The 21,412-nt window shown below is 39.6% G+C and carries 22 protein-coding genes and 1 pseudogene; 17 read left to right on the forward strand and 6 right to left on the reverse strand.

From position 1 onward, the window contains the following. The 3 genes from VB797_RS25020 (at window position 1) to VB797_RS25030 (ending at window position 3,817) form a co-directional block, all read left to right on the forward strand. Complete coding sequence (locus VB797_RS25020) at window positions 1-1,137, forward strand: glycosyltransferase family 4 protein (RefSeq protein WP_323240487.1); 1,137 nt, start codon at window positions 1-3, stop codon at window positions 1,135-1,137. A gap of 2 nt (window positions 1,138-1,139) precedes the next feature. Continuing rightward, on the forward strand, window positions 1,140-2,078 hold the full coding sequence (locus tag VB797_RS25025; protein WP_323240462.1) for a glycosyltransferase family 2 protein: 939 nt from the start codon (window positions 1,140-1,142) through the stop codon (window positions 2,076-2,078). A gap of 314 nt (window positions 2,079-2,392) precedes the next feature. Next, a complete protein-coding gene (locus VB797_RS25030; RefSeq protein ID WP_323240488.1) occupies window positions 2,393-3,817 on the forward strand; it encodes an O-antigen ligase family protein in 1,425 nt (474 codons plus the stop codon). Between the two features lie 271 nt (window positions 3,818-4,088). Here the strand turns inward: VB797_RS25030 and VB797_RS25035 are convergent, their stop codons facing one another. Beyond that, window positions 4,089-5,030, reverse strand: coding sequence for an N-acetylmuramoyl-L-alanine amidase (locus VB797_RS25035; RefSeq protein WP_323240463.1), 942 nt, complete (start codon window positions 5,028-5,030; stop codon window positions 4,089-4,091). A gap of 245 nt (window positions 5,031-5,275) precedes the next feature. On the opposite strand from VB797_RS25035, the gene VB797_RS25040 reads away from it, so the two are divergent. Together VB797_RS25040 and VB797_RS25045 are read left to right on the forward strand one after the other, a co-directional pair. Next, complete coding sequence (locus VB797_RS25040) at window positions 5,276-5,455, forward strand: DUF3479 domain-containing protein (RefSeq protein ID WP_323240464.1); 180 nt, start codon at window positions 5,276-5,278, stop codon at window positions 5,453-5,455. Beyond that, window positions 5,386-5,925, forward strand: a pseudogene (locus tag VB797_RS25045) (cobaltochelatase subunit CobN); the annotation flags it as partial. The gene VB797_RS25040 and the pseudogene VB797_RS25045, both read left to right, overlap by 70 nt. A 543-nt stretch (window positions 5,926-6,468) precedes the next feature. On the opposite strand, the gene VB797_RS25050 reads toward VB797_RS25045, so the two are convergent. After that, window positions 6,469-6,939, reverse strand: coding sequence for a tetratricopeptide repeat protein (locus VB797_RS25050; protein WP_323240465.1), 471 nt, complete (start codon window positions 6,937-6,939; stop codon window positions 6,469-6,471). A gap of 305 nt (window positions 6,940-7,244) precedes the next feature. On the opposite strand from VB797_RS25050, the gene VB797_RS25055 reads away from it, so the two are divergent. From VB797_RS25055 to VB797_RS25070, 4 genes are all read left to right on the forward strand, one after another. Continuing rightward, window positions 7,245-8,501 carry a GTP cyclohydrolase II gene (locus VB797_RS25055; protein WP_323240466.1) on the forward strand — a complete coding sequence of 419 codons (1,257 nt, stop codon included), beginning with the start codon at window positions 7,245-7,247 and terminating at the stop codon, window positions 8,499-8,501. Between the two features lie 317 nt (window positions 8,502-8,818). Then, on the forward strand, window positions 8,819-10,030 hold the full coding sequence (locus tag VB797_RS25060; protein WP_323240467.1) for a URC4/urg3 family protein: 1,212 nt from the start codon (window positions 8,819-8,821) through the stop codon (window positions 10,028-10,030). Between the two features lie 83 nt (window positions 10,031-10,113). Next, a complete protein-coding gene (locus VB797_RS25065) occupies window positions 10,114-10,671 on the forward strand; it encodes a glutathione S-transferase family protein (protein WP_323240468.1) in 558 nt (185 codons plus the stop codon). Window positions 10,672-10,803: 132 nt separating this feature from the next. Next, a complete protein-coding gene (locus VB797_RS25070) occupies window positions 10,804-11,442 on the forward strand; it encodes a restriction endonuclease subunit R (protein ID WP_323240469.1) in 639 nt (212 codons plus the stop codon). A 93-nt stretch (window positions 11,443-11,535) separates the two neighbouring features. On the opposite strand, the gene VB797_RS25075 is transcribed toward VB797_RS25070, so the two are convergent. Beyond that, complete coding sequence (locus VB797_RS25075; RefSeq protein ID WP_323240470.1) at window positions 11,536-12,438, reverse strand: ATP-binding protein; 903 nt, start codon at window positions 12,436-12,438, stop codon at window positions 11,536-11,538. After that, window positions 12,410-12,847, reverse strand: coding sequence for a hypothetical protein (locus VB797_RS25080; RefSeq protein WP_323240472.1), 438 nt, complete (start codon window positions 12,845-12,847; stop codon window positions 12,410-12,412). Before VB797_RS25080 ends, VB797_RS25075 begins: the two co-directional genes overlap by 29 nt. Before the next feature lie 169 nt (window positions 12,848-13,016). Between VB797_RS25080 and VB797_RS25085 the strand changes: the two genes are divergently transcribed. Continuing rightward, window positions 13,017-13,247, forward strand: a complete 231-nt coding sequence (locus VB797_RS25085; RefSeq protein WP_323240474.1) for a CopG family transcriptional regulator — start codon at window positions 13,017-13,019, stop codon at window positions 13,245-13,247. After that, window positions 13,234-13,593, forward strand: coding sequence for a type II toxin-antitoxin system PemK/MazF family toxin (locus tag VB797_RS25090; RefSeq protein ID WP_323240475.1), 360 nt, complete (start codon window positions 13,234-13,236; stop codon window positions 13,591-13,593). Before VB797_RS25085 ends, VB797_RS25090 begins: the two co-directional genes overlap by 14 nt. Before the next feature lie 490 nt (window positions 13,594-14,083). On the opposite strand, the gene VB797_RS25095 is transcribed toward VB797_RS25090, so the two are convergent. Together VB797_RS25095 and VB797_RS25100 are read right to left on the reverse strand one after the other, a co-directional pair. Then, a complete protein-coding gene (locus VB797_RS25095) occupies window positions 14,084-15,109 on the reverse strand; it encodes an ABC transporter permease (protein WP_323240476.1) in 1,026 nt (341 codons plus the stop codon). 78 nt (window positions 15,110-15,187) lie between these two features. Beyond that, the gene (locus VB797_RS25100) at window positions 15,188-16,825 is read right to left on the reverse strand and encodes an ABC transporter substrate-binding protein (protein ID WP_323240477.1); all 1,638 of its coding nucleotides are present in this window, start codon (window positions 16,823-16,825) and stop codon (window positions 15,188-15,190) included. A 50-nt stretch (window positions 16,826-16,875) separates the two neighbouring features. Here VB797_RS25100 and VB797_RS25105 point away from each other — a divergent pair, with 50 nt between their 5' ends. From VB797_RS25105 to VB797_RS25130, 6 genes are all read left to right on the forward strand, one after another. Then, on the forward strand, window positions 16,876-17,016 hold the full coding sequence (locus VB797_RS25105) for a hypothetical protein (RefSeq protein WP_323240478.1): 141 nt from the start codon (window positions 16,876-16,878) through the stop codon (window positions 17,014-17,016). Window positions 17,017-17,328: 312 nt separating this feature from the next. Further along, window positions 17,329-17,664, forward strand: coding sequence for a hypothetical protein (locus VB797_RS25110; protein ID WP_323240479.1), 336 nt, complete (start codon window positions 17,329-17,331; stop codon window positions 17,662-17,664). A gap of 550 nt (window positions 17,665-18,214) precedes the next feature. Then, window positions 18,215-19,744, forward strand: a complete 1,530-nt coding sequence (gene psbB, locus VB797_RS25115) for a photosystem II chlorophyll-binding protein CP47 (protein ID WP_323240480.1) — start codon at window positions 18,215-18,217, stop codon at window positions 19,742-19,744. 150 nt (window positions 19,745-19,894) lie between these two features. Continuing rightward, entirely contained in the window at window positions 19,895-20,002 is a 108-nt protein-coding gene (locus tag VB797_RS25120; protein ID WP_017744537.1) for a photosystem II reaction center protein T, read from the forward strand. Between the two features lie 86 nt (window positions 20,003-20,088). Further along, window positions 20,089-20,241 carry a hypothetical protein gene (locus VB797_RS25125; protein WP_323240481.1) on the forward strand — a complete coding sequence of 51 codons (153 nt, stop codon included), beginning with the start codon at window positions 20,089-20,091 and terminating at the stop codon, window positions 20,239-20,241. Between the two features lie 156 nt (window positions 20,242-20,397). Continuing rightward, window positions 20,398-21,412, forward strand: a 1,015-nt coding sequence (locus tag VB797_RS25130; protein ID WP_323240482.1) for a 30S ribosomal protein S1, incomplete at its 3' end; no start/stop codon positions are given.

Here is a 21,412-nt window from a genome sequence, read left to right on the forward strand (position 1 = left end):
GTGAAGCTTTGCATTATTACTCACAGTTTAATTAAGGGTGATGGTCAAGGAAGGGTGAATTATGAGGTTGCTTGCGAAGCAATTAATCGCGGTCATCATCTGACCGTATTAGCAAGCAACCTTGCTCCAGAGTTAGAAAAACATCACCAAGTTCGTTGGGTTCCCATTCCTGTAAAAGCACCAACAGAATTAATGCGGAACATGATGTTTGCTTTCTCAAGTAATTCTTGGCTGAAAAAACATCATCACGAATTCGATTTAATTAAAACAAATGGTGCTATTACCTGGGCAAAGTCAGATGTGAATGCAGTACATTTCGTACACAATTCCTGGCTGAAATTTTCCATACAAGCTACACCGACCGCGAAAAACAATATCTTGAATCCACGGTTTGTGTACAATTTTTATCAGTGGCTGTATACAAAACTTAATGCACGTTGGGAAAAAGCAGCATTCGAGAATACGAAAGTAGTAATTGCAGTTTCTGATAAAGTCGCTGAAGATTTACGGGAAATTGGCGTACCTCAAGACGCAATTCGAGTAATTAGTAATGGGGTGGATGTCGAAGAATTTTCACCCGGTAACAGTGCAAGTCGTGAAACATGGAACTTACCCACCGGGGTTCCCTTGGCAATGTTTGCTGGGGATATCAGACTACCTCGTAAAAATTTAGACACGGTTTTACAGGCTTTAGTACAAGTTCCCGATTTGCATTTAGCCGTGGTAGGTGTTACAGATGGTAGTCCCTATCCCCAGCTATCAGCATCTCTAGGACTCAGCGATCGCGTACATTTTTTGGGATTCCGTCGCGATGTCCCCTCGATTATGAAAGTTGTAGACTTATTCGTATTTCCTTCCCGCTACGAACCTTTTGGCTTAGTAGTTACCGAAGCGATGGCGACAGGACTACCAGTAATTACCGCAAGCTGTACGGGTTCAGCTCCCTTAGTGAGTAAAGAAGCAGGGATAGTTTTGTCAGACCCAAACGATCGCAATGCTTTAGCACAAGCAATGCACAAACTGAGCGCCAATCTTGATTTAAGAACAAAAATGGGTCAGGCCGCCAGAGCGATCGCCCTACAGCATACCTGGAAAAAGATGGCACAACAATACGTAGATTTATTTGAGGAGATGTAATCATGGCGATCGCGGTCATTGTACCAACTTACCGACGCAGCCAAGACTTGGCTCGCTGTTTGCAAGCCCTGCAAAATCAAACTCGATCTGCTGATGAGGTGATAGTGGTAGTCCGCGATACGGATACTGAAACCTGGTCGTTTCTAGCAGACTTTAATTCTCAAAACTTAGCGTTACGTACCGCAAAGGTCAGCGTTACTGGGGTAGTTGCAGCCATGAATACTGGTCTTGATACAGCAACAGCCGATATTGTGGCTTTTACAGACGATGATGCAGCCCCCCATACTGATTGGTTAGCGCGGATTGAAAGTCACTATCTTGCAGACGAACGTGTCGGCGGTGTTGGCGGACGCGATTGGGTATATCATGGCACTGACTTAGAAGCTGGAGATTGCGTAACAGTTGGACAAGTAAGTTGGTTTGGTAAAGTTATTGGCAACCATCATATAGGTAGTGGTGCAGCGCGGGAAGTTGATGTCCTTAAAGGAGTCAATATGAGCTTTCGACGTGCTGCTATTGAAGGATGGCACTTTGACCAAAGAATGCGAGGTACCGGCGCTCAAGTTCACTTTGAATTAGCTTTTTCTTTAAAATTAAAACGGGCTGGTTGGAAATTAATTTACGATCCCCAAGTAGCAGTAAATCATTATCCGGCAAAAAGATTTGACGAAGATCAACGTCAAAGTTTCAATCAAATTGCCTTTGCTAATGCCGTACATAACGAAACTTTAGCTTTATTAGAATACTTTTCACCATTTCAAAAACTAGCATTTTTAATCTGGTCTATAACAGTAGGAACGCGAGAAGCAATGGGTTTTGTGCAGTGGTTGCGATTTCTGCCTTCTCAAGGTTTATTCGCAGGTAAAAAGCTATTTGCATCTTTAAAAGGTCGCTGGCAAGGTTTACAAACTTGGCAAAAGTCAATTATCAATGAGGTATAGGTCAAAGGTCAAAGGTCAAAGGTTAGGTAATAACTCCTAACTCCGAACACGGATTAAATGGATGACACTGATGACACTGATTAATAACTCATGACTCCTAACTCCTAACTTCTAACTTCTAACTCTTTTAATCCAAAATCCATAATCTAAAATCTAAAACGCAAAACAATCAGGGGTCTTAGTAAATTTTAATTATGAACTCCCAATTGAATCAATAACTTATAATCCAAAATCCATTGACGCGGAAGCGTCTTCCCGCAGGGTAATCTAAAATCTAAAATCCAATAACTCTTAACTTTTTAACAGTGAATCATATACAAACGCAAAATAATCACGCTCCTAAAAAAGGATATTCTTTCGGTTTAGAACCACCTTTGGGTTGGACGGCAATACTTGCATTAGTATTTTTTACAACTGTATGTATCTTTTCTGGTGCTACAGCTATTCTTCGCAATGGTTATATAGCTCTGTCTCTTGCGGTGGGTCTTTTTCTATATCTACAATATCCTATTCTCTATATTGGCTTTACATGGTGGATGTGGTTCGTTACACCATTTGTGACTCGCTTAGTTGATTTTAAAAGCGGCTTCGATCCCAGTCGTCTGATGCTGATATCGCCATATTTAATTACTTTATTTACCTTACATACCTTTTTAAAATATCTGCCTAAGTCTTTACGTCAAGGTGGTTTGCCATTTGTTTTGGCATTTTTAGGCGTATTTTATGGTGCGCTGATCGGACTAATTAAAACTTCACCAATGACTGCGGTTCGGGGAATTTTCGATTGGCTACCACCTATTGTTTTTGGCTTCTTTTTGTTTATCAAATGGCGGGAATATCCTCAGTATCGTCAGGTAATTCAGCGTACCTTTATCTGGGGTGTATTGGTGATGGGTGCTTATGGTGTTTGGCAGTTTATAGTAGCACCTGAATGGGATGTATTTTGGCTTGTAGAAACCGAGCTTAAGAGCATGGGAGACCCGGAACCTTTGGGATTGCGCGTATGGAGTACAATGGCTTCTCCCGCGCCTTTTGGGGCTGTAATGATGGCTGGTTTGTTATTATTATTAACTCATAGTCACTATTTAAATATTCCTGCTACTGCTGCGGGTTATTTAGCATTTTTGCTAACATCAGTACGGACTTTATGGGGTGCTTGGTTAGTAGGATTAGTAACTTTATTTGGTTCGCTTAAAGCCCGCTCTCAAATGCGGCTAGTTATGGTTATTTTGTTGATGGTACTTTTTGTTGTACCTTTAGCAACAATTGAGCCATTTTCGGAAACAATTTCAGGACGTTTTGAAACTTTTTCTAATTTGGAACAAGACGATAGCGCTCAAGTCCGACAAAAGATTTACGAAAAAGGTTTGAATGAAGCTCTTACCAACGGTTTAGGAAATGGAGTCGGAAATACTTTTGTCGTCAACGAACAAGGCATTTTAGAACCAATTGTAATTGACAGTGGATTTCTCGATACCTTTTTTACATTAGGTTGGTTTGGAGCCGTATTTTATTTAGGTGGAATGCTGCTGTTAGTTCATCAAATATTTCAATTTAACGAATGTCGCTTCGATTCTTTTATGGCTGCATCGCGGGGTATTGGTATTGGAATGATATCGACTTTAGCCGGGAACAGCGGAATGTTAGGTGTTGCTGGTATGGTGTTATGGGGATTTCTAGCTATGGCTTTAGCAGGACATAATTACCACGTACACGAGCAGAATAAATTGGGGAGTTAGGAGTTAGGAATTAGGAGTTAAGAGTTATGAGTTATAAGTTATTAATCAGTGTCATCCATTTAATCCGTGTTCGGAGTTAGGAGTTGAGAGTTATACCGTTTATTTATAAAGATGAGACTAATTTAGCCTACGCAGGTAGGCTTTGTAATATTAACCCCAGCCTTCTAGGCTGAGGGTATTTTTATTAATATTATTTAGCTAGACGAAAAAAATAAAACAAAAGAAAACATTAAATTCTAACTTATAACTCATAACTCCTAACTATCTAAAACTATCCGATTAATTTCCGCCAAGTTAGATTTCCCACAATTCCATCAGCATATAACCCGTTTGTTGTTTGAAATTGTTGAATTGCAGCTTCTGTAAAAGAGCCATATATCCCATCAGGTTCGGCACCTACACGGTACTGTAAATATTTCATTACTATACCCGCAGCATGGTTTTTTCTAAGTACTGGTTTTGCTAAAACTTGATTAATTGCACCCCATGTAGTATCACCGGCTATTCCTGTTTGTTGAATACCAACAATTTCCTGAAATTTATTAATTGCAGATACTGTAGCTGTACCGATCGCATTATCTTCGTCTAAAGGTCTACTGTTATAATCTGTAATTCTGAGACGATTTAAAGCTTTTTGTAATCTTAGTATAGATACGTCAGGATTTTGTGATTCATCGGGTACGGAGATAACACGAGCAACAGGTAATTTACCCGTTAATCCTTTCACGATCGCATTTGCCATTGCTTCGGAATCAAACAATTTCATATCTTTTGCTGAATCAAGAAAGCAACATTCAAGTAAAATCGCAGGCATATTTATATTTCTTAAAACAAATAGATGGGAGCCATTCTTAATCCCGCGATTGAAAAATCCCATTTGAACAATTTCATTTAATATTGATTTAGCAATCTTTTTGGCTGTATCGCTCACAGCAAAGATTTCTGTACCGTTGGCAAATCCATTAAAAGCATTAAAATGTATCGAAACAAATATATCAACTTTGCTCTCATTTGCTTTCGCACATCTTTGTCGCAGGGAATTCCCCACAATATCAGATTTTGCTGGTTTACAATCTATAACTTGATGTCCCAAATCTTTGAGCTTACCCATAACTCTATTTCCGACATCCAAAGTTAAATTATCTTCAAATTTAATGCCGTTTGCTCCGGTGTCTGGAGGACAATTATGTCCAATATCAATTCCAAATCTCATTTAGTTACCTAAAATATTAAACATTACTTTTAAAACATTGAATATAGAAGTTGTCAAGACAATTTCATCACATAACAGTTAGTTAAATTTATATTTTTATCTTTGAAAAAGTCTGTGTTTTATTAATTCAATATTGTTCGTATAATTCTAGAACTGAAATTTTAGCGTTAAAAGCGCAGCCGGAGACATATCACCATCATTATTTCATTTGAGCATCAAGCTTCGCTTCCGATTTGGATATTCGAGTGTTTAGCGATCGCGATATCGACAGCAAACCAAGTACGGTGGAAACTGCACTTCAAGATGCTGATGTGTTTTTTGGTAGTTTACTATTCGACTACGACCAAGTTGTATGGTGTTGCATCAACTTTTGGGAAGTACCAGTCGGATTGTACAAGAAATTGATTCGGTGGAATACGGTTTAACTGATATTCAGGAATATTACGGAAATACGGATGGTTTGAAGAAAGCTGCGGAAAAGCAAGGTGAAAGGAAGGTTAAAGCTAGCTTTGTGGAAAGTTTTTCTAATGATACTACTCCTCGCGATTTAGATGATTTATTGCGGATGAAGTATCGGACTAAGTTATTAAATCCTAAATGGGCTGAAGCGATGGTCATTGAAGTATCGCAGCGAATGACCGCTTTAATTGGTTGGGGTGGGACTGCGGATTTTACTGATAAATGGGTATACGAACAGGCAGCGGATACTTATGCTTTAGATGCCCAGATGGCGGAGAAGTTGAGGAAAGCTAATCCAGAAGCCTTTAAGAATATTGTCGGAAGAATGTTGGAAGCTCACGGAAGAGGGTTTTGGGATGTTAGTGACGAGAAGTTGCAGAAATTACGCGAGATGTATGAGTTGACGGATGAGGAGTTGGAAGGAGTGACGGTTTAATTCTTCGGTTGGGTTAGACATGAAAATCAAATCTATTTCTAATGAGAATCTTTATTCATCGTGTCGTAACCTAACATCATGCTGATGAATAAAATTAAATATTGCAAAATACCCATAATCAAATGTTGGGTTACAGCGCAATCTTAATTTTCTGTATGAAACACTTATTTTTCGTGCGCTTAACCCAACCTACTACTGCATCATCATCTAGTTTATATTTTTCTAAATATATGGAAAATTCTTTTACAGGAAGCTATTGCACTGATTTTATTATCCAATCGGGAACTTGTAGAAGATAACTTTTAAAATAGAATCTATGTCTTTGGAAATTTCCAGATAGTTTGTAAAATCTTTGATACTGATTTTTTTACCTTTTAGTACTACATAATTTATAAATAAGCTTTTAGGATATTGTATTTTATTTCTCAATCCAACAATCAAATTTTATTTAATGTTAGGTTTATTTCCCTGCTAATAAACCTACAGCACTTACTAAGATAACAGCAGACCTCCCTATCTGCCGTTTCAATAATTAACTTCACATTAACTAATTCGTAAAGTACATTCCAAAATCAACTTTTGATTGACTAAGGAATAAGGCTGAATTTTTAAAGCACGTTGGAAAGAGTTTATTGCTCTTGCATACTCTCCTAAAGCTGCATAACACAAACCCATTCCGTGAAATGCGCCAAAATGTAGTGGGTTAAGTTCTATAGCTACTTGAGTGTCAGCTAAAGACTTTTCGTACTCACCATTTGTGTAGTAAAGAAAAGCACGACGGTTCCAAGCTTCGGCAAAATCGGGCTGGTTTTCAATCAACTGGGTCAGCATTTCTTCTGCTTCGGTAATTTTACCTGCATCCAGTAGTTTTTGGCTAGTTTCTATTTTTTCTAACCCATAAACTCCCTTCTGCTGAAACCATAAACGCCACAATTTCCGAGTTGCTTCTTCACGGACTACCTCATCCGGGTTTTTCAAGTCTTCAAGTAATGAGTTAATAAATAAGGAATCCATAAAGTTTATCTTTTGAGTATCAGAGTATCTATTTAATCTATTTAAGTTTAATCTCGCACAAAATTACATGAAAATACAGTAATTTACCTACTTTTAATCTTTAACTTTAAATTACATAATTAAAAATATTTATCTAATTTTTTGTAACTTTTAACACGGTTTTTTTGTACTGAGTTAAAAATAATCATCCTGAAGCTAAAAATTTATATTTGTCTTACATTATCTATACCAAAAATAGACTATTGATAGTTGACAAGTTAATGTTTATTGATAGTTGATCAAGACATAACAAAAAAATCATCACTATGACTTCTTCAAACGGTATTTCAAAGCATATTGTACTTACTTCCCATCCTAGTAAATTCGGTCCCAAACCCATTCCTATTTGCTGGGGAGCTTCATCTGGGATGGAAAGAGGTCCGGCGATCGCCACTTTAACTAAACAAGCGCATCGGAATGTTGTCGGGACTCATTCGGGAAATTACGCGATATATAGAGCTTTGGCTGTCGCTAGTGGAGCTTTACAATCCGACCATCGAGCCGATTTAACTAATACATCTCCCGTGGAACGTATTGGTCCTCATCCCAGTTGGTTTGACCCGGATAAAATTGTTTCTCTCGACCCTTTCGGAGCAACTGTAGGAGAGGTATTCGCACCATATTACGAACAAGGATACGATATCCGTCCGACCATCGCTATAACCAAAGCACACATCAATATGCCGGAGTTACAGGATGCTATCCGTAAAGGACGATTGCCAATTGATGGCAAAATCATGAAGTCCGGTGGTGACTTGGTTGTAACTAAAGCCGCGATCGATGCAGTTTGGTATTTACCCGGAATCGCCAAACGTTTTAATATTAACGAAGGAGAATTACGCCGCGCTTTATTTGAACAAACTGGGGGAATGTTTCCCGAATTGGTGACACGTTCCGATTTAGAAGTGTTTTTACCACCCATCGGCGGTTTAACCGTATATATCATTGGCAATGTTGCAGATATTACCAATCCTGATAAACAAGTAGCCGTGCGCGTACATGATGAATGTAATGGCTCTGATGTATTTGGTTCCGATATTTGCACCTGTCGTCCTTATTTAGTTCACGGGATTGAAATTTGCGTAGAAACCGCTCAAAAAGGTGGAGTTGGTGTTATTGTTTACCATCGTAAAGAAGGGCGAGCTTTAGGGGAAGTCACGAAATTTTTGGTTTACAACGCCCGCAAGCGTCAAGAAGGTGGAGATACGGCTGATGCTTATTTCAACCGTACTGAATGCGTCGCAGGGGTTCAAGATATGCGTTTTCAGGAATTAATGCCAGACGTGCTGCATTGGTTGGGTATTACTCGGATTGATCGCATGGTATCAATGAGTAACATGAAATACAACGCCATTGTTGAATCGGGAATTGAAATTATCGAACGGGTAGCGATTCCGGAAGAATTGGTTCCTGATGATGCGCGGGTAGAAATTGAAGCGAAGAAAGCTGCTGGTTATTACAGTGAAACTGAGGTGCTTGATACGAATGATTTATCGTTCGTGAAGGGACGTTCTTTGGAATAGTGAGCAGTAGGGTGTGTTAAACGCAAGACTATATATCGCTTCAGACAATAACTTCCATGCCCTTAACGCATTCTTGTTCCCAGCCTCCGGCTGGGAACGCTTGGCTGGAGGCTCTGCCTCAAGTATATTAAGAAGCAGAGGAAGCAGAGAGAGCCTCACATACAGGAATTCCCAGTCGGAGACTGGGAACTAGTTAGCTGCTGTATTAAGCTGTATGAAAAAATAATGGTTAATTACTCATAAAGTCAACAGCCTAGTAACACACCCTACAAAAATAATTTCTGGTTAAAAAGGTGTATCTATTAAGGAATTAATCAATGGAAAAATCAACGCTGGAGAAAATTGCTTATTTGCGATCGCCGTTAGCAATTCGCGAACGTTGCGGACAGCTATACGATTATGTAGTTTCCCAGAAATCACCGTATTTCGGTTGTGATTTGACGCAATTAGAAAATGTTGCCGATTATGTGATTGAGGTAATGCGATCGCAATACCCAGTACAAATTCCTTTTCACAGTAGATGGAGACATTTTGTAGTCGGAGTACCCCGTTTAACTTGGTTGGATGAAAAGTTAGCCCAATTAAGTGATGTAGAAATTGCGATCGCAAAATACGATTTAGCAATTGTGAGCGTTTTATTGGATGCAGGTGCTGGGAATTGGCATTATATTGAACCCGAAACGCAATTAACTTTTGCACGTTCGGAAGGATTAGCTGTTGCTAGTTACCAGATGTTTTGTCAGGGCATTTTTTCCAGTGACCCCAGCAATCCTTTACGAGTTGATGCTCAAAAATTGCAAAGTTTAACGGAAGAAGATCTTGTCACGGGGTTCCAGGTGACTCCGGATAATCCCTTAGTAGGATTGAGCGGGAGGTTAAAATTATTGCAAAAACTAGGAGAAGTTTTACTAATTTTTCCCGATATATTTGGCAAGGAAAATCCTCGACCGGGCAATTTAGTAAATTACCTTTTATTAAAAGTAGAGCATAATCAAATTGCCGCAGCGACTATATTTGATGCAGTTTTGCAAGGATTTAGCGACATTTGGACGGGACGCATCGAGTTAGACGGGGTTAACTTAGGAGATGTATGGTTTCACAGCGCGGTTGTAGATGATGGTTTAGTACCTTTTCATAAACTCTCGCAATGGCTGACTTACTCTTTATTAGAACCGCTACAGGAATTGGGATTAGAAATTACTAACTTAGACACACTTACCGGATTAGCAGAATATCGTAACGGTGGTTTGTGTCTGGATTTAGAACTTATTTACGTTAAGAATCCAGACATTTTATCTCATTCTCACCCAGTCGGATCGGAAGTTATTGTAGAATGGCGTGCCTTGACTTTAATATTATTAGATAAAATCGCCGTTAAAATACGCGAAAAACTGAATGTTAACGCTTCAGAATTACCCTTAGTAAAAGTATTACAAGGAGGAACCTGGAGCGCAGGTAGAAAAATTGCCGCAGAATTGAGAAATGGTGTTCCCCCTCTACAGATAGAGAGCGATGGGACGGTATTTTGATCTGGTTCCTAAGCGCAAGACTTTTTATAACTTAAAAAAAGATAAGCTTTAATCATAACCTTCCCTCAATCCTTAAAATAGCCATGCTAAAACTTTACGGTGGTGCGCGTAGTCGTGCTTCAATTGTTCACTGGTACTTAGAAGAATTAGAAATTCCCTACGAATTCATCAAGCTGGATATGCAAGCGGGAGAACACCGTCAACCGGAATTCTTAGCGATTAACCCGATGGGTAAAGTTCCAGCAATTACAGACGGTGATTTCAAACTTTGGGAATCCGGCGCAATATTACTATATCTTGCCGATAAATATAGTAAAAAAACTCTCTCCCCAGAAGAACGCGGTATTTATTCTCAATGGTCGCTGTTTGCAAATGCAACTTTGGGACCCGGAGTTTTCGTAGAAGCTACCCGAGAAAAAGAAACACCGCGTTTAATGAATCCCTTGAATGAAATATTAGGTCAACAGCCTTTTTTACTCGGTCAAGAATTCACTGTTGCTGATGTTGCTGTAGGTTCGATTCTCAACTACATTCCGATCATGCTCAAGCTAGATTTGAGCGAATACCCAAATGTAACCAACTATATGAAAAAACTTTCCGAACGTCCAGCATTTCAGAAAGCTATGGGTTCTTACAGTTAAGTAAAATTCTTGTAGAGCGGGTATCACAGCCCGCTTTAATATATAGCGGTTTTCCATTGAGTGAAGTACAAAATAATACCTCACCCTACCTCCAGCAACTTTCTCGTTTAACAAACCAAAATAATTCAAATTATGGCAATTCTCCAAAGTAAAAATTTATCAATAGGAGATATCCACCGTCTTTTCAATTATCAAAGGCAATACAATGATTCATTCACATCATTGTTATCCCTCGAATCTTTAACCGAATTTGAGCAACAAGAACTTTTACAAATTCGTACAGATTTTGATAATTACATTATAGAAAGCAAAGTATTAGAAGGATTAGTAAAAGCGTTAACAGTCTTTCCATTAATGCGATTAGCTGGCTTTTATCGCTCTCCCATCAAAATTGCTTTAGAAGAAAATATTGCCGATATAGTTATTGAAGACGAAGATACAAAAGTTACAGGAAGGCTAGATATTTTAGCTGTTAATAAAGCGAAATTAAACGCAGCTAAAGTATCTTTTTGGGTTTTGGTAATTGAATCAAAGAATAGCGAAATTGCTGTATCGGCTGGTTTACCGCAATTACTCTCTTATGCATATCAATGTTTAGAACATCAAAAATCAGTTTGGGGTTTGACTACAAACGGAAGAGAATATCAATTTGTTTATATTCAGCAGGGAAATCCTCCGATATATCAGTTAATGCCATTATTAAACTTGATGGAATCTGAGCGATCGGTTGAGTTATTGCAGGTTTTGAAAGCGATTTGTGAGTTGGGTTGAGAATTTAGCGGATTTATTTTATCTGGCGGTTGAAACCGCAGCTACACAGGCAAAACCCACCTTCGTGGGTTCAAAACTGCTATGTCTACACATTTACTGCACCAACCAACGGCGGAATAATTCCACAATAATACACAACCGTTGCTGATTCTCTTCAATTACATCATGGCGCTGCAAAGTTTTGATTGCTGCTTGTAAAATTTCCTCGTCAAAACCTTCTCTAGAAACTTCCCCGATAACATCCTCATAACTCAACCCTTGTGGATGCGGTGCAAGTACCCGAAGTATAGCTTGTTGCCCTTCCGCTCCCTGCTCTGCTTGACTCCAAACGCCATCAAAATAGTAGCGTCCCCGTTTAAAAAACTCAGTATTATTAACAACTGCTTCCACATCTTCCACCGTGAAAACCGAGTCGCGCTTGCGTCCTAATTCAAAAACTTGGTCATTGTAACGACGAACTAGCACAAAGCCGATTAATTGGACTAAATAAGGTTGTCCGTGGGTGAATTCGTAGATTTTATCTAATGCTTCGGGCTTGTAGTCGAGAAGAAAATCTTCCTCTGTAGACGTTGCATCATCTGAAAATTGTATCGGATTAGCAAGAATTTGACGGGTAACAGCAGGTTCCATAAAACCCACATGAATGGGAATAACGCTAGCGAAGAAAGGTTGAAAATAATCTGCTGTCATCTCCTCCAAAGTATGCAAACCAGCAAAAGCAAAAGCAATTTGAGAATTCATTTGCAACAATCCCCGCAGATAACCAAGAAAATTTTCAGGAATTTTTCCTTCTGTAATCAATTCTTCGATTTTCTCAAACTCATCAATGGCGATTATTAAACCCCGTAAAGACGTTGCATGGAAAGTCTCTACAACCTGTTTCAAATATCTTTCAAAAGTACGTTCGGGAAGCTTGAGCAACTTATCGTCATCGGGAGGTGGAACATTTACAGCTTCAGAAACAGCATCACATATCGCCGTCTCCAATTGCATCATTCATCCCAATTACATAGGGAATATGTTGTGCGATCGCATGAGCTTGAATTTCTGAATAGCAAGCATTTAATAGCACACAATTAACTTGCTCTACCAATAACTCAAACATTGCCGCTAAAGCATTAGGTTCTACAGGTTGAATTTGACCTAATTCATTCTCAAAGCAAAGCTCACCTTGACTCGTACCATGCCCAGAGAAATGTATAATCTGCGGTCCAACATCAAATATTGCCTGTGTAATATCCGCAACTCTGACAGACTCTCGCTGTTCTAGCTGATACTTTCCCCGCTCCTTAGCAATTCGCAATCTTTCTCTAATATCTCGCAACTCCTGCCCCAAACGCAGCCGAGAAGCATCACTTGGATCGGCTGCTAAAAATAGTATTTTTACGGGAATGTCGCTATTCATTCAGGGAATAGTCTGAGTTTAGTTACTTAAAAATATACCACGGTCGTATTTTATTTAAGTTTATTAATATATATCGGCAATAACCGAAATCAATGCATTTCTCAAAGCTGGACAAAGCCGATGAAGAAATTATAGTAAGATAATTAAATCATATATTTTAGTAAGACTGATGCAGAAAGTTACAATCACCTTAGAAGATGACATCCTGCAATTTGTAGATTCTCAGTCAAAAGGTAATCGTAGCGCCTATATAAACGCACTTTTAGCAGAATATCGTCGTCGTAATTTAGAATCGCAAATGATTACTGCTCTACAAGAAGATGCCCAAGACTCAGAATATCAGGCTGAAATCGCAGCTTGGGATACTGTTGTCGGAGATGGGATTAATGCCCCAGAATAACTTAACTTATAAACGAGGAGAAATTCGTTGGGTAAAACTCGATCCAACAGTAGGGGCTGAAGCACAAAAAACACGCCCTTGCCTAATAGTTCAAAATGACATCATGAATCAATATGGATTATTAACTATTGTGATGCCTTTTCGACCAGGAAGTAAAGAAGCTCCTTACGTTGTCAATGTTAAAGCAAGTGCTGCGAATGGATTAGATAAAGAACGTTTTATTGATGTGGGGCAAATTCGTGCTGTTGATCATCGTCGCGTTTTGGGTTTAGTTGGTGTATTAGAGGAAGAATACTGGGAATCTATTCGCACCGCATTAAATATAGTTATGGGATTTGGATTGTAAATCTTTTTATTGAATCAAAATTTTATCGTAAAAAAGAAAAAACAAAAGCAGATAACTTGTAATTTCATTGTTACAAACTGGAAATAATAAGACAAATTCTCATAACCGCGATCGCCATCTTTACTATTAAGGTGCATATTATGATGAAAATACAAAATTCCCCTCTAAATTTGACTCCTGTCAGAAAGACCAAATGCAAGTATGGCAGCGTTTCATAAAACAAAAATAATTTAGACAGAAAAATAATTTTTATTATCGGTTTTATAAAAACAAAAAATTACCTTTATATATAAACATGATGCGTTAATGCGCTCAATCACCCTCACTCTAGAAGAGTGGGGCTATCGGAACAAAGCCCACCTGCGTGGGCTAAATTAGACACATTTTGATATTATCTAGCCTACGAAGGTAGGCTTTGTAAATGTAGCCCCAGGCTTCTAGCCTGCGGGCGATTGAGTTGTTTAAAAAAAATTACCAATTACCCAATTACCTAATAACGAATCCTCGGATCGACATAAGCATTCAAAATATCAATCAAAATACTCGCTCCGACAACAATTGTCCCGAAAAATATCATGATTCCCTGCACTGTAGGATAATCCCGTTCGGTAATTCCTTGAAACAATCTATTCGCTAAACCCGGCCATGAAAATGTTACTTCGGTTAATACTGCTCCACCAAGTAAAGATGCAAACGTTAATCCCAAAACTGTAATTACCGGAATCAAAGCATTTCTCAAAGCGTGGGAAACCAAAATCTTCCTTTCTTGAATGCCTCTGGCTCTTGCTGCTTCCACATAATCCGACTGCATGGTTCGCTGTAAATTTACCCGCACAATCCGCTCGAAAATACCGCTGAGCAATATTCCCAAGGTAGAGCAAGGCAGGATCAAATATTGTATAGCTGTAAAAAACTTACCCAAATTACCGCTCAAAAGACTATCTACCGTATATAAGCCAGTCAAACCTTCCGGTGAAGCGATACTTGCCGGAAAACGAGTTCCTAAAGGAAACCAACCCAACCAAACAGCGAAAATTAACTGTAGTATCATTCCTGCCCAAAACATCGGTAGAGCATAAGTAATAGTACCGAATAATCTTCCTCCGAGGTCAAGCGCTGTACCCGGACGAGAAGCCGAAATAGTACCAACTCCAATCCCAACCACCAGAGCAATGATAATCGCAAACACCGCTAATTCAACAGTTGCGGGGAAATACTGCCAAATAATTTCCCAAACTTTCTGTCCGCGACTAGTTGTAGATTCACCCATATCGAGGACAAGCAATTTACCCAAATATCTAAAATATTGCAACCACAAAGGTAAATTTAAACCTAATTGTTGACGTAATTCTTCCTTCGCACTTTCCGGCGCACGACCACCCAAAATAGCATCAACCGGGTCTCCAGGTGTGGCTCTTAGTAATAAGAAAACTATAGTAATAATAGTCAAAACTTGCAGCGGAGCCAGCAACAAACGAGTCGTAACATAATACGCTAAAGCTTTTGAACGGGACATGATTTAAATTAGTTAGGAGTTAGGAGTTATGAGTTAGGAGTTATGAGTTGGAAATACAAAACTATTTAACCTTTGACCTTATTTCTTAATATTCTTATAGATCAAAATTTGGGTTGGGTCTAATTGCACACCGCTCACTCCATTTTGGGCAAATACATAATCTTTACTTTGCCATAACGGAACGTAAGGTACTTCATAAGCTAATAATTCTTGAATTTCTGCAAAGATTTTCTTGCGTTTTTCAGGGTCTTGTTCTGCACGTTCTCGATCAATTAGTTTATTCATGCGCTGACTGTAGAAAAACGAACCTTGGCTCTGACTTCCTCCTTCAATACATCCTTTCTCTGGAGAACCTTTCTGACAAGATAAAAATGGCTGAATGTAATTATCTGCATCTAAAAAGTCAGGATACCAATCAAGTAAGAATGATGGATATAAACCTTTGCCAATATTTTTGAAAGCGGAAGTAGATTCTACGGTATTTACATCAAATACCAGCATTCCATCCATTGTTTTTTTCGCCAGAGCGTCTAAAACCAAAGCTGTTAAACTGCGAGTCGCAGAACTAGAAGGATACCAAACTTCTACTACTGCGGGCTTCTCTTTGGTAAAACCTGCTTTTTTAAGTAATTCTTTCGCTTTTTCGACATTCCCACCTTCACCGTATTCTTCTTTAAATACTGGTTTATAAACATCAAAGGTTGTCGGAACCATACTATAAACTTCTTGTGCTTGACCGTATAGCACTCTGTCATAGATCAATTTACGGTCAACCATCGCGGCGATCGCCTGTCTCACTTCGGGTATATCTAAGGGTTTCTGGTTACGGTTAAGTGTTAAATAACTAACTACGCTACCTTCGTTGGGAATTGCTAACCATTTACCTTCTTTGGACATTTTCTCCAAACTGGTAATTTGGTCAGGGTCTAAACTTTGATAAGCAACATCTACACCTTGTTTGCGAAAACCGTTGTACAAATTTACGCCACTACTGAGGATTTGGACGTTTACGCCTTTATTAAGGGGCTTTTCTCCCCAATATTCCTCGAATACGTCAAATGTCAGCGAATCGGTACCAAATTTAGTTAATTTATAAGGTCCAGTTCCGACAAATTTATTCGGTTCAAATTTAGCTTCACCGATTTCGTAAACTTTGGGAGAAAGTGCAGGAACCCCAGCAAAAGCCAGTAATGAAGGGAAAGCAGCAAAGGGTTGTTTTAATTTAATAGTTAACTCATAATCTTCCGTGGCTTTGACTGATTCCACAACATCAGAAAGTAAAAAAGATGGCTTACCTTTGTTTTCGATAAAGCGACGCAAACTAAACTCCATCGCTTTAGCATCGAACTTCGTACCGTCGTGATACACCACACCCTGACGTATCGGAATAGTATAAATTAACCCGTCATTGCTCACAGTCGGTAATGCTGTGGCTAGTTGCGGCTTGATTTCCGTGCTTCCAGGTGGGTAAGTGTAAAGGCGATCGCTCATGTTGTACACCAACCACAGCGAAGCCAACTCATAAGCATCTGCGGGGTCAAGAGTACGCGGTTTTAAGGTAGTACCGATGGTAATCCGACCATTTCCAGAAGCAGAAGCAGACGGATTAGTAACTTGATTGCTAGCGCAACTAGAAACCAACAAAATACAAATACAGAACAGGGAGAATAATAATCTAATTCGCCCCCACCCTCTTATAGATAAGGAAAAACTCATAGTATGTATCTGATTAGTAAATTAAAATAAGCGGTGAAATATTTTACTATATGTTGGGCAATATCTCTACGTTTTTTTTAGGTCAAAGGTCAAAGGTCAAAGGTCAAAGGTCAAAGGTCAAAGGTCAAAGGTCAAAGGTCAAAGGTCAAAGGTCAAAGGTCAAAGGTCAAAGGTTAGAGGTTAAAGGTTAGAGGTTAAAAATTATCTATCCGCTATACTTCCTCTCACTCTTCCCAATGTTCAATGCCCAATTCCCTAATTCAACACAAAAAAAATTAAAAGCAGCGAAATTTATCTTAAACTACCAACTTAGTGGCAAGAGGTTTGGTAAGCTTTTCTCGTGTCTTAGGTTCTGATTAAAGTCTGTACGAGTAATGGTAAATAAGTCACCTCCTCAGTTCAACGGTATACAGTTACAAATAAATACCGACTTTAAAAAATAAACGGAGCTTGATTTTTAACCTTGAACCTTTGACCTTTAACCTCTTAATGGGATATAAAACGTGAAATATTTTTTCTTGTCGGAAGGTTGGAAAGTTGGTAGAATATGGGCTTTTGACGGACTGTGGCAAGTAACGGCATGGCGACGACAACCAGATATTCAACGATTAAATATTTGTTTGGTGGAAGATAGCGAGGTGATGTGGCTTTATCAAGTTGAAGATGCGATCGTTACTGTGGAAGTTCAGCCAGAATTATCTGTACCTCCACAGACACCACCTCAAAATATCGGTCAAGTTGTGTTAAAACGTCTCATTAGTGCCGAACAAGTGATCGAACGTCTGGGAAATGGTTTTGCTAAATGTCATCTGCAAAATATTCATTCGGTTGTAAAATGACATCGTTTTCGTGAGTACAATCATCAGTTTGATTTTGCTCAAGGCAATCCTGATGTTCTTTTAACGGTCGCTTTGATCTGCAAGTTCGCTCTCCAACATATTCAACCTGAAGATTTTGCGATCGCAAAGATTATTGCCTACTTTATACGTCTTTATAAGTAATAGTACTTAAATAAAGAATAGTAGTTAAATTTTGCTTTTTTATGAGATAAATTCCGAAGATTAAGACTTATAAGGGCTGCATCGACCCATCTTAATAAAAAAATCTAAGTATTCCCATCTACATTGCTGTTACCACATATCAGTCTTAAGCCTGCTGTTAACACTCTTGCAAACAGTTCCATGAATAGTTACACTTTTTAAAACATTCTCATTTTTACATGGCAGTTTCTGCCTCCTAAGAAGCGGTTTCTTACGAGGATGGCTGTCATGGTGACTAATGCGTTTCTTTAATATTTAAGATGCGCTTAGCCAAAAAAACCAAGTCTGCTAATAACAAAAACTCAAAAATTTGTTTGTAAACATAAATTATCGTGGAGGAGCGTAGTCAATGGGACTACCTTGGTACCGAGTACATACAGTCGTTCTGAACGATCCAGGACGGCTTATTTCTGTACATTTAATGCATACAGCCTTGGTGGCTGGCTGGGCTGGTTCGATGGCTTTGTACGAACTAGCTACTTTCGATCCTTCAGACTCCGTATTGAATCCAATGTGGCGACAAGGGATGTTTGTACTACCCTTCATGGCACGTTTAGGTGTTACGGAATCTTGGGGTGGTTGGAGTGTTACCGGAGGTACTGCTGTTGACCCCGGTTTCTGGTCGTTTGAAGGTGTGGCCGCAGCTCACATCGTTCTTTCGGGTTTATTGTTCTTAGCTGCCGTTTGGCACTGGGTTTATTGGGATTTGGAATTGTTCCAAGACCCGCGCACCGGCGAACCAGCTTTGGATTTGCCAAAAATGTTTGGTATTCACCTGTTCTTATCCGGTCTTCTTTGCTTTGGTTTTGGTGCTTTCCACCTCACGGGCTTATTTGGCCCAGGTATGTGGATTTCTGACCCTTACGGATTAACGGGTCACATTGAAGCAGTAGCGCCGGAATGGGGTCCTGCGGGTTTTAACCCGTTTAACCCTGGTGGAGTTGTAGCTCACCACATTGCTGCTGGTATTGTCGGAATTCTGGCTGGTTTGTTCCACTTGACTGTACGACCCCCTGAAAGACTTTATAAAGCCTTACGGATGGGTAACATTGAAACCGTACTTTCTAGTTCGATCGCAGCAGTATTTTTTGCCGCATTCGTAGTTGCTGGTACCATGTGGTACGGAAGCGCGACGACTCCAGTAGAATTGTTCGGTCCAACTCGCTATCAGTGGGATCAAAATTATTACCATCAGGAAATTGACCGTCGCGTTCAGGCTAGTGTTGCCAATGGCGCAAGTCTAGAAGCGGCTTGGTCGAGAATTCCCGAAAAACTAGCTTTTTACGACTACGTTGGTAATAGTCCTGCCAAAGGTGGTCTATTCCGTACTGGTGCGATGGATAAAGGCGACGGTATAGCCCAATCTTGGTTAGGACATCCGGTATTCAAAGATGGTGAAGGACGGGTATTAGATGTACGTCGTCTTCCTAACTTCTTTGAAACATTCCCCGTGATTTTAACCGACGCTGATGGTGTTGTCCGCGCTGATATTCCCTTCCGTCGTGCAGAATCCAAGTACAGTTTCGAGCAGACTGGTGTTACTGTCAGCCTTTACGGTGGCGACCTTAACGGTAAAACGTTTACTGACCCAGTAGATGTGAAAAAATATGCTCGTAAAGCTCAACTGGGTGAACCATTTGACTTTGACACTGAAACCTTAAACTCTGACGGTGTATTCCGTACCAGCCCCAGAGGTTGGTTTACCTACGGACACGCTGTATTTGCACTACTGTTCTTCTTTGGTCATATCTGGCATGGTTCTCGGACAATTTACCGAGATGTATTTGCTGGTGTTGACGCGGATCTTGAAGAACAAGTGGAATGGGGTAGATTCGCTAAAGTGGGCGACAAAACTACTCGCACAAGGGAAACCGCTTAACTGCGTTTTTACTTACTTCTAAGTAAAGAAGTGTAAAGAATGGTCGCGAAATAAATCTAAAATTGATCGTTTAGCTTATTTACGTGACCATTACTTCCTGTAGCTTGGTACACTAAGATTGCAGCCTGATAGTCAGCAGGAATTAATAATATGGAAAGCGTTGCATACATTTTGATTTTGGCACTGGCGATTGGCACCTTATTTTTTGCGATCGCCTTCCGCGAACCTCCTCGCATTGAAAATAAAGAGGAAAAGTAAGTTGATGCCCATTTGGCATTCAATTTCAATCAATTGATAATCTGACCGCTGCGATTAACATTCAAGAAACTGCAGCGGTTATTTTTATGAATGGGGAATGGGGAATTGGGAATGGGGAATTGGGAATTGGGAATGGGGAATGGGGAATGGGTAAAGAGTTTACCGATCTTCAATCCAAAATCCAAAATCTAAAATCCAAAATTTTATTGACTATTGACACTGATTTTATTAATATTTGATATAATTTAAAATCTGGAAGTTGATGTGTGTTTTAATCGGCTTTTCTGCGATAGGATGATATTGAATGTAGGTATGAACTCCCAAAACAAAGCGATTGCATATACATCGCTAGGAGGCAAAAATTTTACGGAGAATAAAACCAGGAAACATAAAGCATGGTAAATGTCAATCAGAAACCAACAAATGATATAGGGTTTACTCACGACGATTTTGCGGCTCTACTTGATAAGTACGATTATCACTTCAGCCCAGGGGATGTAGTCCCAGGTACAGTTTTTAGTTTAGAACCACGCGGCGCTCTGATTGACATTGGTGCTAAAACTGCGGCATATATACCTATACAAGAAATGTCAATTAACCGGGTCGATAACCCGGAAGAAGTATTACAATCCAACGAAACACGGGAATTTTACATTCTTAGCGATGAGAATGAAGAAGGTCAGTTAACGCTTTCTATTCGTCGCATCGAGTATATGCGGGCTTGGGAGCGAGTACGTCAGTTACAAACAGAGGATGCTACCGTGCGTTCCGGCGTATTTGCGACTAACCGTGGTGGAGCATTGGTGCGGATTGAGGGATTGCGGGGCTTTATCCCCGGTTCTCATATAAGTACTCGTAAACCAAAAGAAGATTTGGTGGGCGAAGACTTACCATTAAAATTCTTAGAAGTAGACGAAGAGCGCAACCGGCTTGTATTGTCTCATCGTCGGGCATTGGTTGAGCGTAAGATGAACCGCTTAGAAGTAGGCGAAGTAGTAATTGGTACAGTTCGCGGTATCAAACCTTACGGTGCCTTTATCGATATTGGCGGTGTCAGCGGTTTGCTACACATTTCCGAGATTTCTCACGAACATATTGATACACCCCATAGCGTGTTCAATGTCAATGATGAATTGAAGGTAATGATTATTGACTTGGATGCAGAAAGAGGAAGAATTTCTCTCTCAACTAAGCAGCTTGAACCCGAACCTGGTGACATGATTAAAAACCGGGATGCGGTATTTGATAAAGCAGAAGAAATGGCTGCTAAGTTCCGCGAACAATTGTTGGCTAAAGAACAGGGTATAACTCTCGAAGCAGCTTCTGGAGCCACAACAGTAGAAGAGGAAGTTCCAGCAGCAGTTGAAGAACCTCAAGGGGAAGAAGCATCGGCAGAAACTGAAGCTCAAG

This window comes from Rivularia sp. UHCC 0363 (assembly GCF_034931125.1).
Lineage (GTDB): Bacteria > Cyanobacteriota > Cyanobacteriia > Cyanobacteriales > Nostocaceae > Rivularia.

Coding starts and splice junctions, on each gene's coding strand:
- VB797_RS25025 (WP_323240462.1), top strand. CDS start 1,140: ATGGCGATCGCGGTCATTGTACCAACTTACCGACGCAGCCAAGACTTG.
- VB797_RS25035 (WP_323240463.1), bottom strand. CDS start 5,030: ATGAGATTTGGAATTGATATTGGACATAATTGTCCTCCAGACACCGGA.
- VB797_RS25050 (WP_323240465.1), bottom strand. CDS start 6,939: ATGGATTCCTTATTTATTAACTCATTACTTGAAGACTTGAAAAACCCG.
- VB797_RS25055 (WP_323240466.1), top strand. CDS start 7,245: ATGACTTCTTCAAACGGTATTTCAAAGCATATTGTACTTACTTCCCAT.
- VB797_RS25060 (WP_323240467.1), top strand. CDS start 8,819: ATGGAAAAATCAACGCTGGAGAAAATTGCTTATTTGCGATCGCCGTTA.
- VB797_RS25065 (WP_323240468.1), top strand. CDS start 10,114: ATGCTAAAACTTTACGGTGGTGCGCGTAGTCGTGCTTCAATTGTTCAC.
- VB797_RS25070 (WP_323240469.1), top strand. CDS start 10,804: ATGGCAATTCTCCAAAGTAAAAATTTATCAATAGGAGATATCCACCGT.
- VB797_RS25075 (WP_323240470.1), bottom strand. CDS start 12,438: ATGATGCAATTGGAGACGGCGATATGTGATGCTGTTTCTGAAGCTGTA.
- VB797_RS25080 (WP_323240472.1), bottom strand. CDS start 12,847: ATGAATAGCGACATTCCCGTAAAAATACTATTTTTAGCAGCCGATCCA.
- VB797_RS25085 (WP_323240474.1), top strand. CDS start 13,017: ATGCAGAAAGTTACAATCACCTTAGAAGATGACATCCTGCAATTTGTA.
- VB797_RS25090 (WP_323240475.1), top strand. CDS start 13,234: ATGCCCCAGAATAACTTAACTTATAAACGAGGAGAAATTCGTTGGGTA.
- VB797_RS25095 (WP_323240476.1), bottom strand. CDS start 15,109: ATGTCCCGTTCAAAAGCTTTAGCGTATTATGTTACGACTCGTTTGTTG.
- VB797_RS25100 (WP_323240477.1), bottom strand. CDS start 16,825: ATGAGTTTTTCCTTATCTATAAGAGGGTGGGGGCGAATTAGATTATTA.
- VB797_RS25105 (WP_323240478.1), top strand. CDS start 16,876: ATGTTGGGCAATATCTCTACGTTTTTTTTAGGTCAAAGGTCAAAGGTC.
- psbB (WP_323240480.1), top strand. CDS start 18,215: ATGGGACTACCTTGGTACCGAGTACATACAGTCGTTCTGAACGATCCA.
- VB797_RS25120 (WP_017744537.1), top strand. CDS start 19,895: ATGGAAAGCGTTGCATACATTTTGATTTTGGCACTGGCGATTGGCACC.
- VB797_RS25125 (WP_323240481.1), top strand. CDS start 20,089: ATGAATGGGGAATGGGGAATTGGGAATGGGGAATTGGGAATTGGGAAT.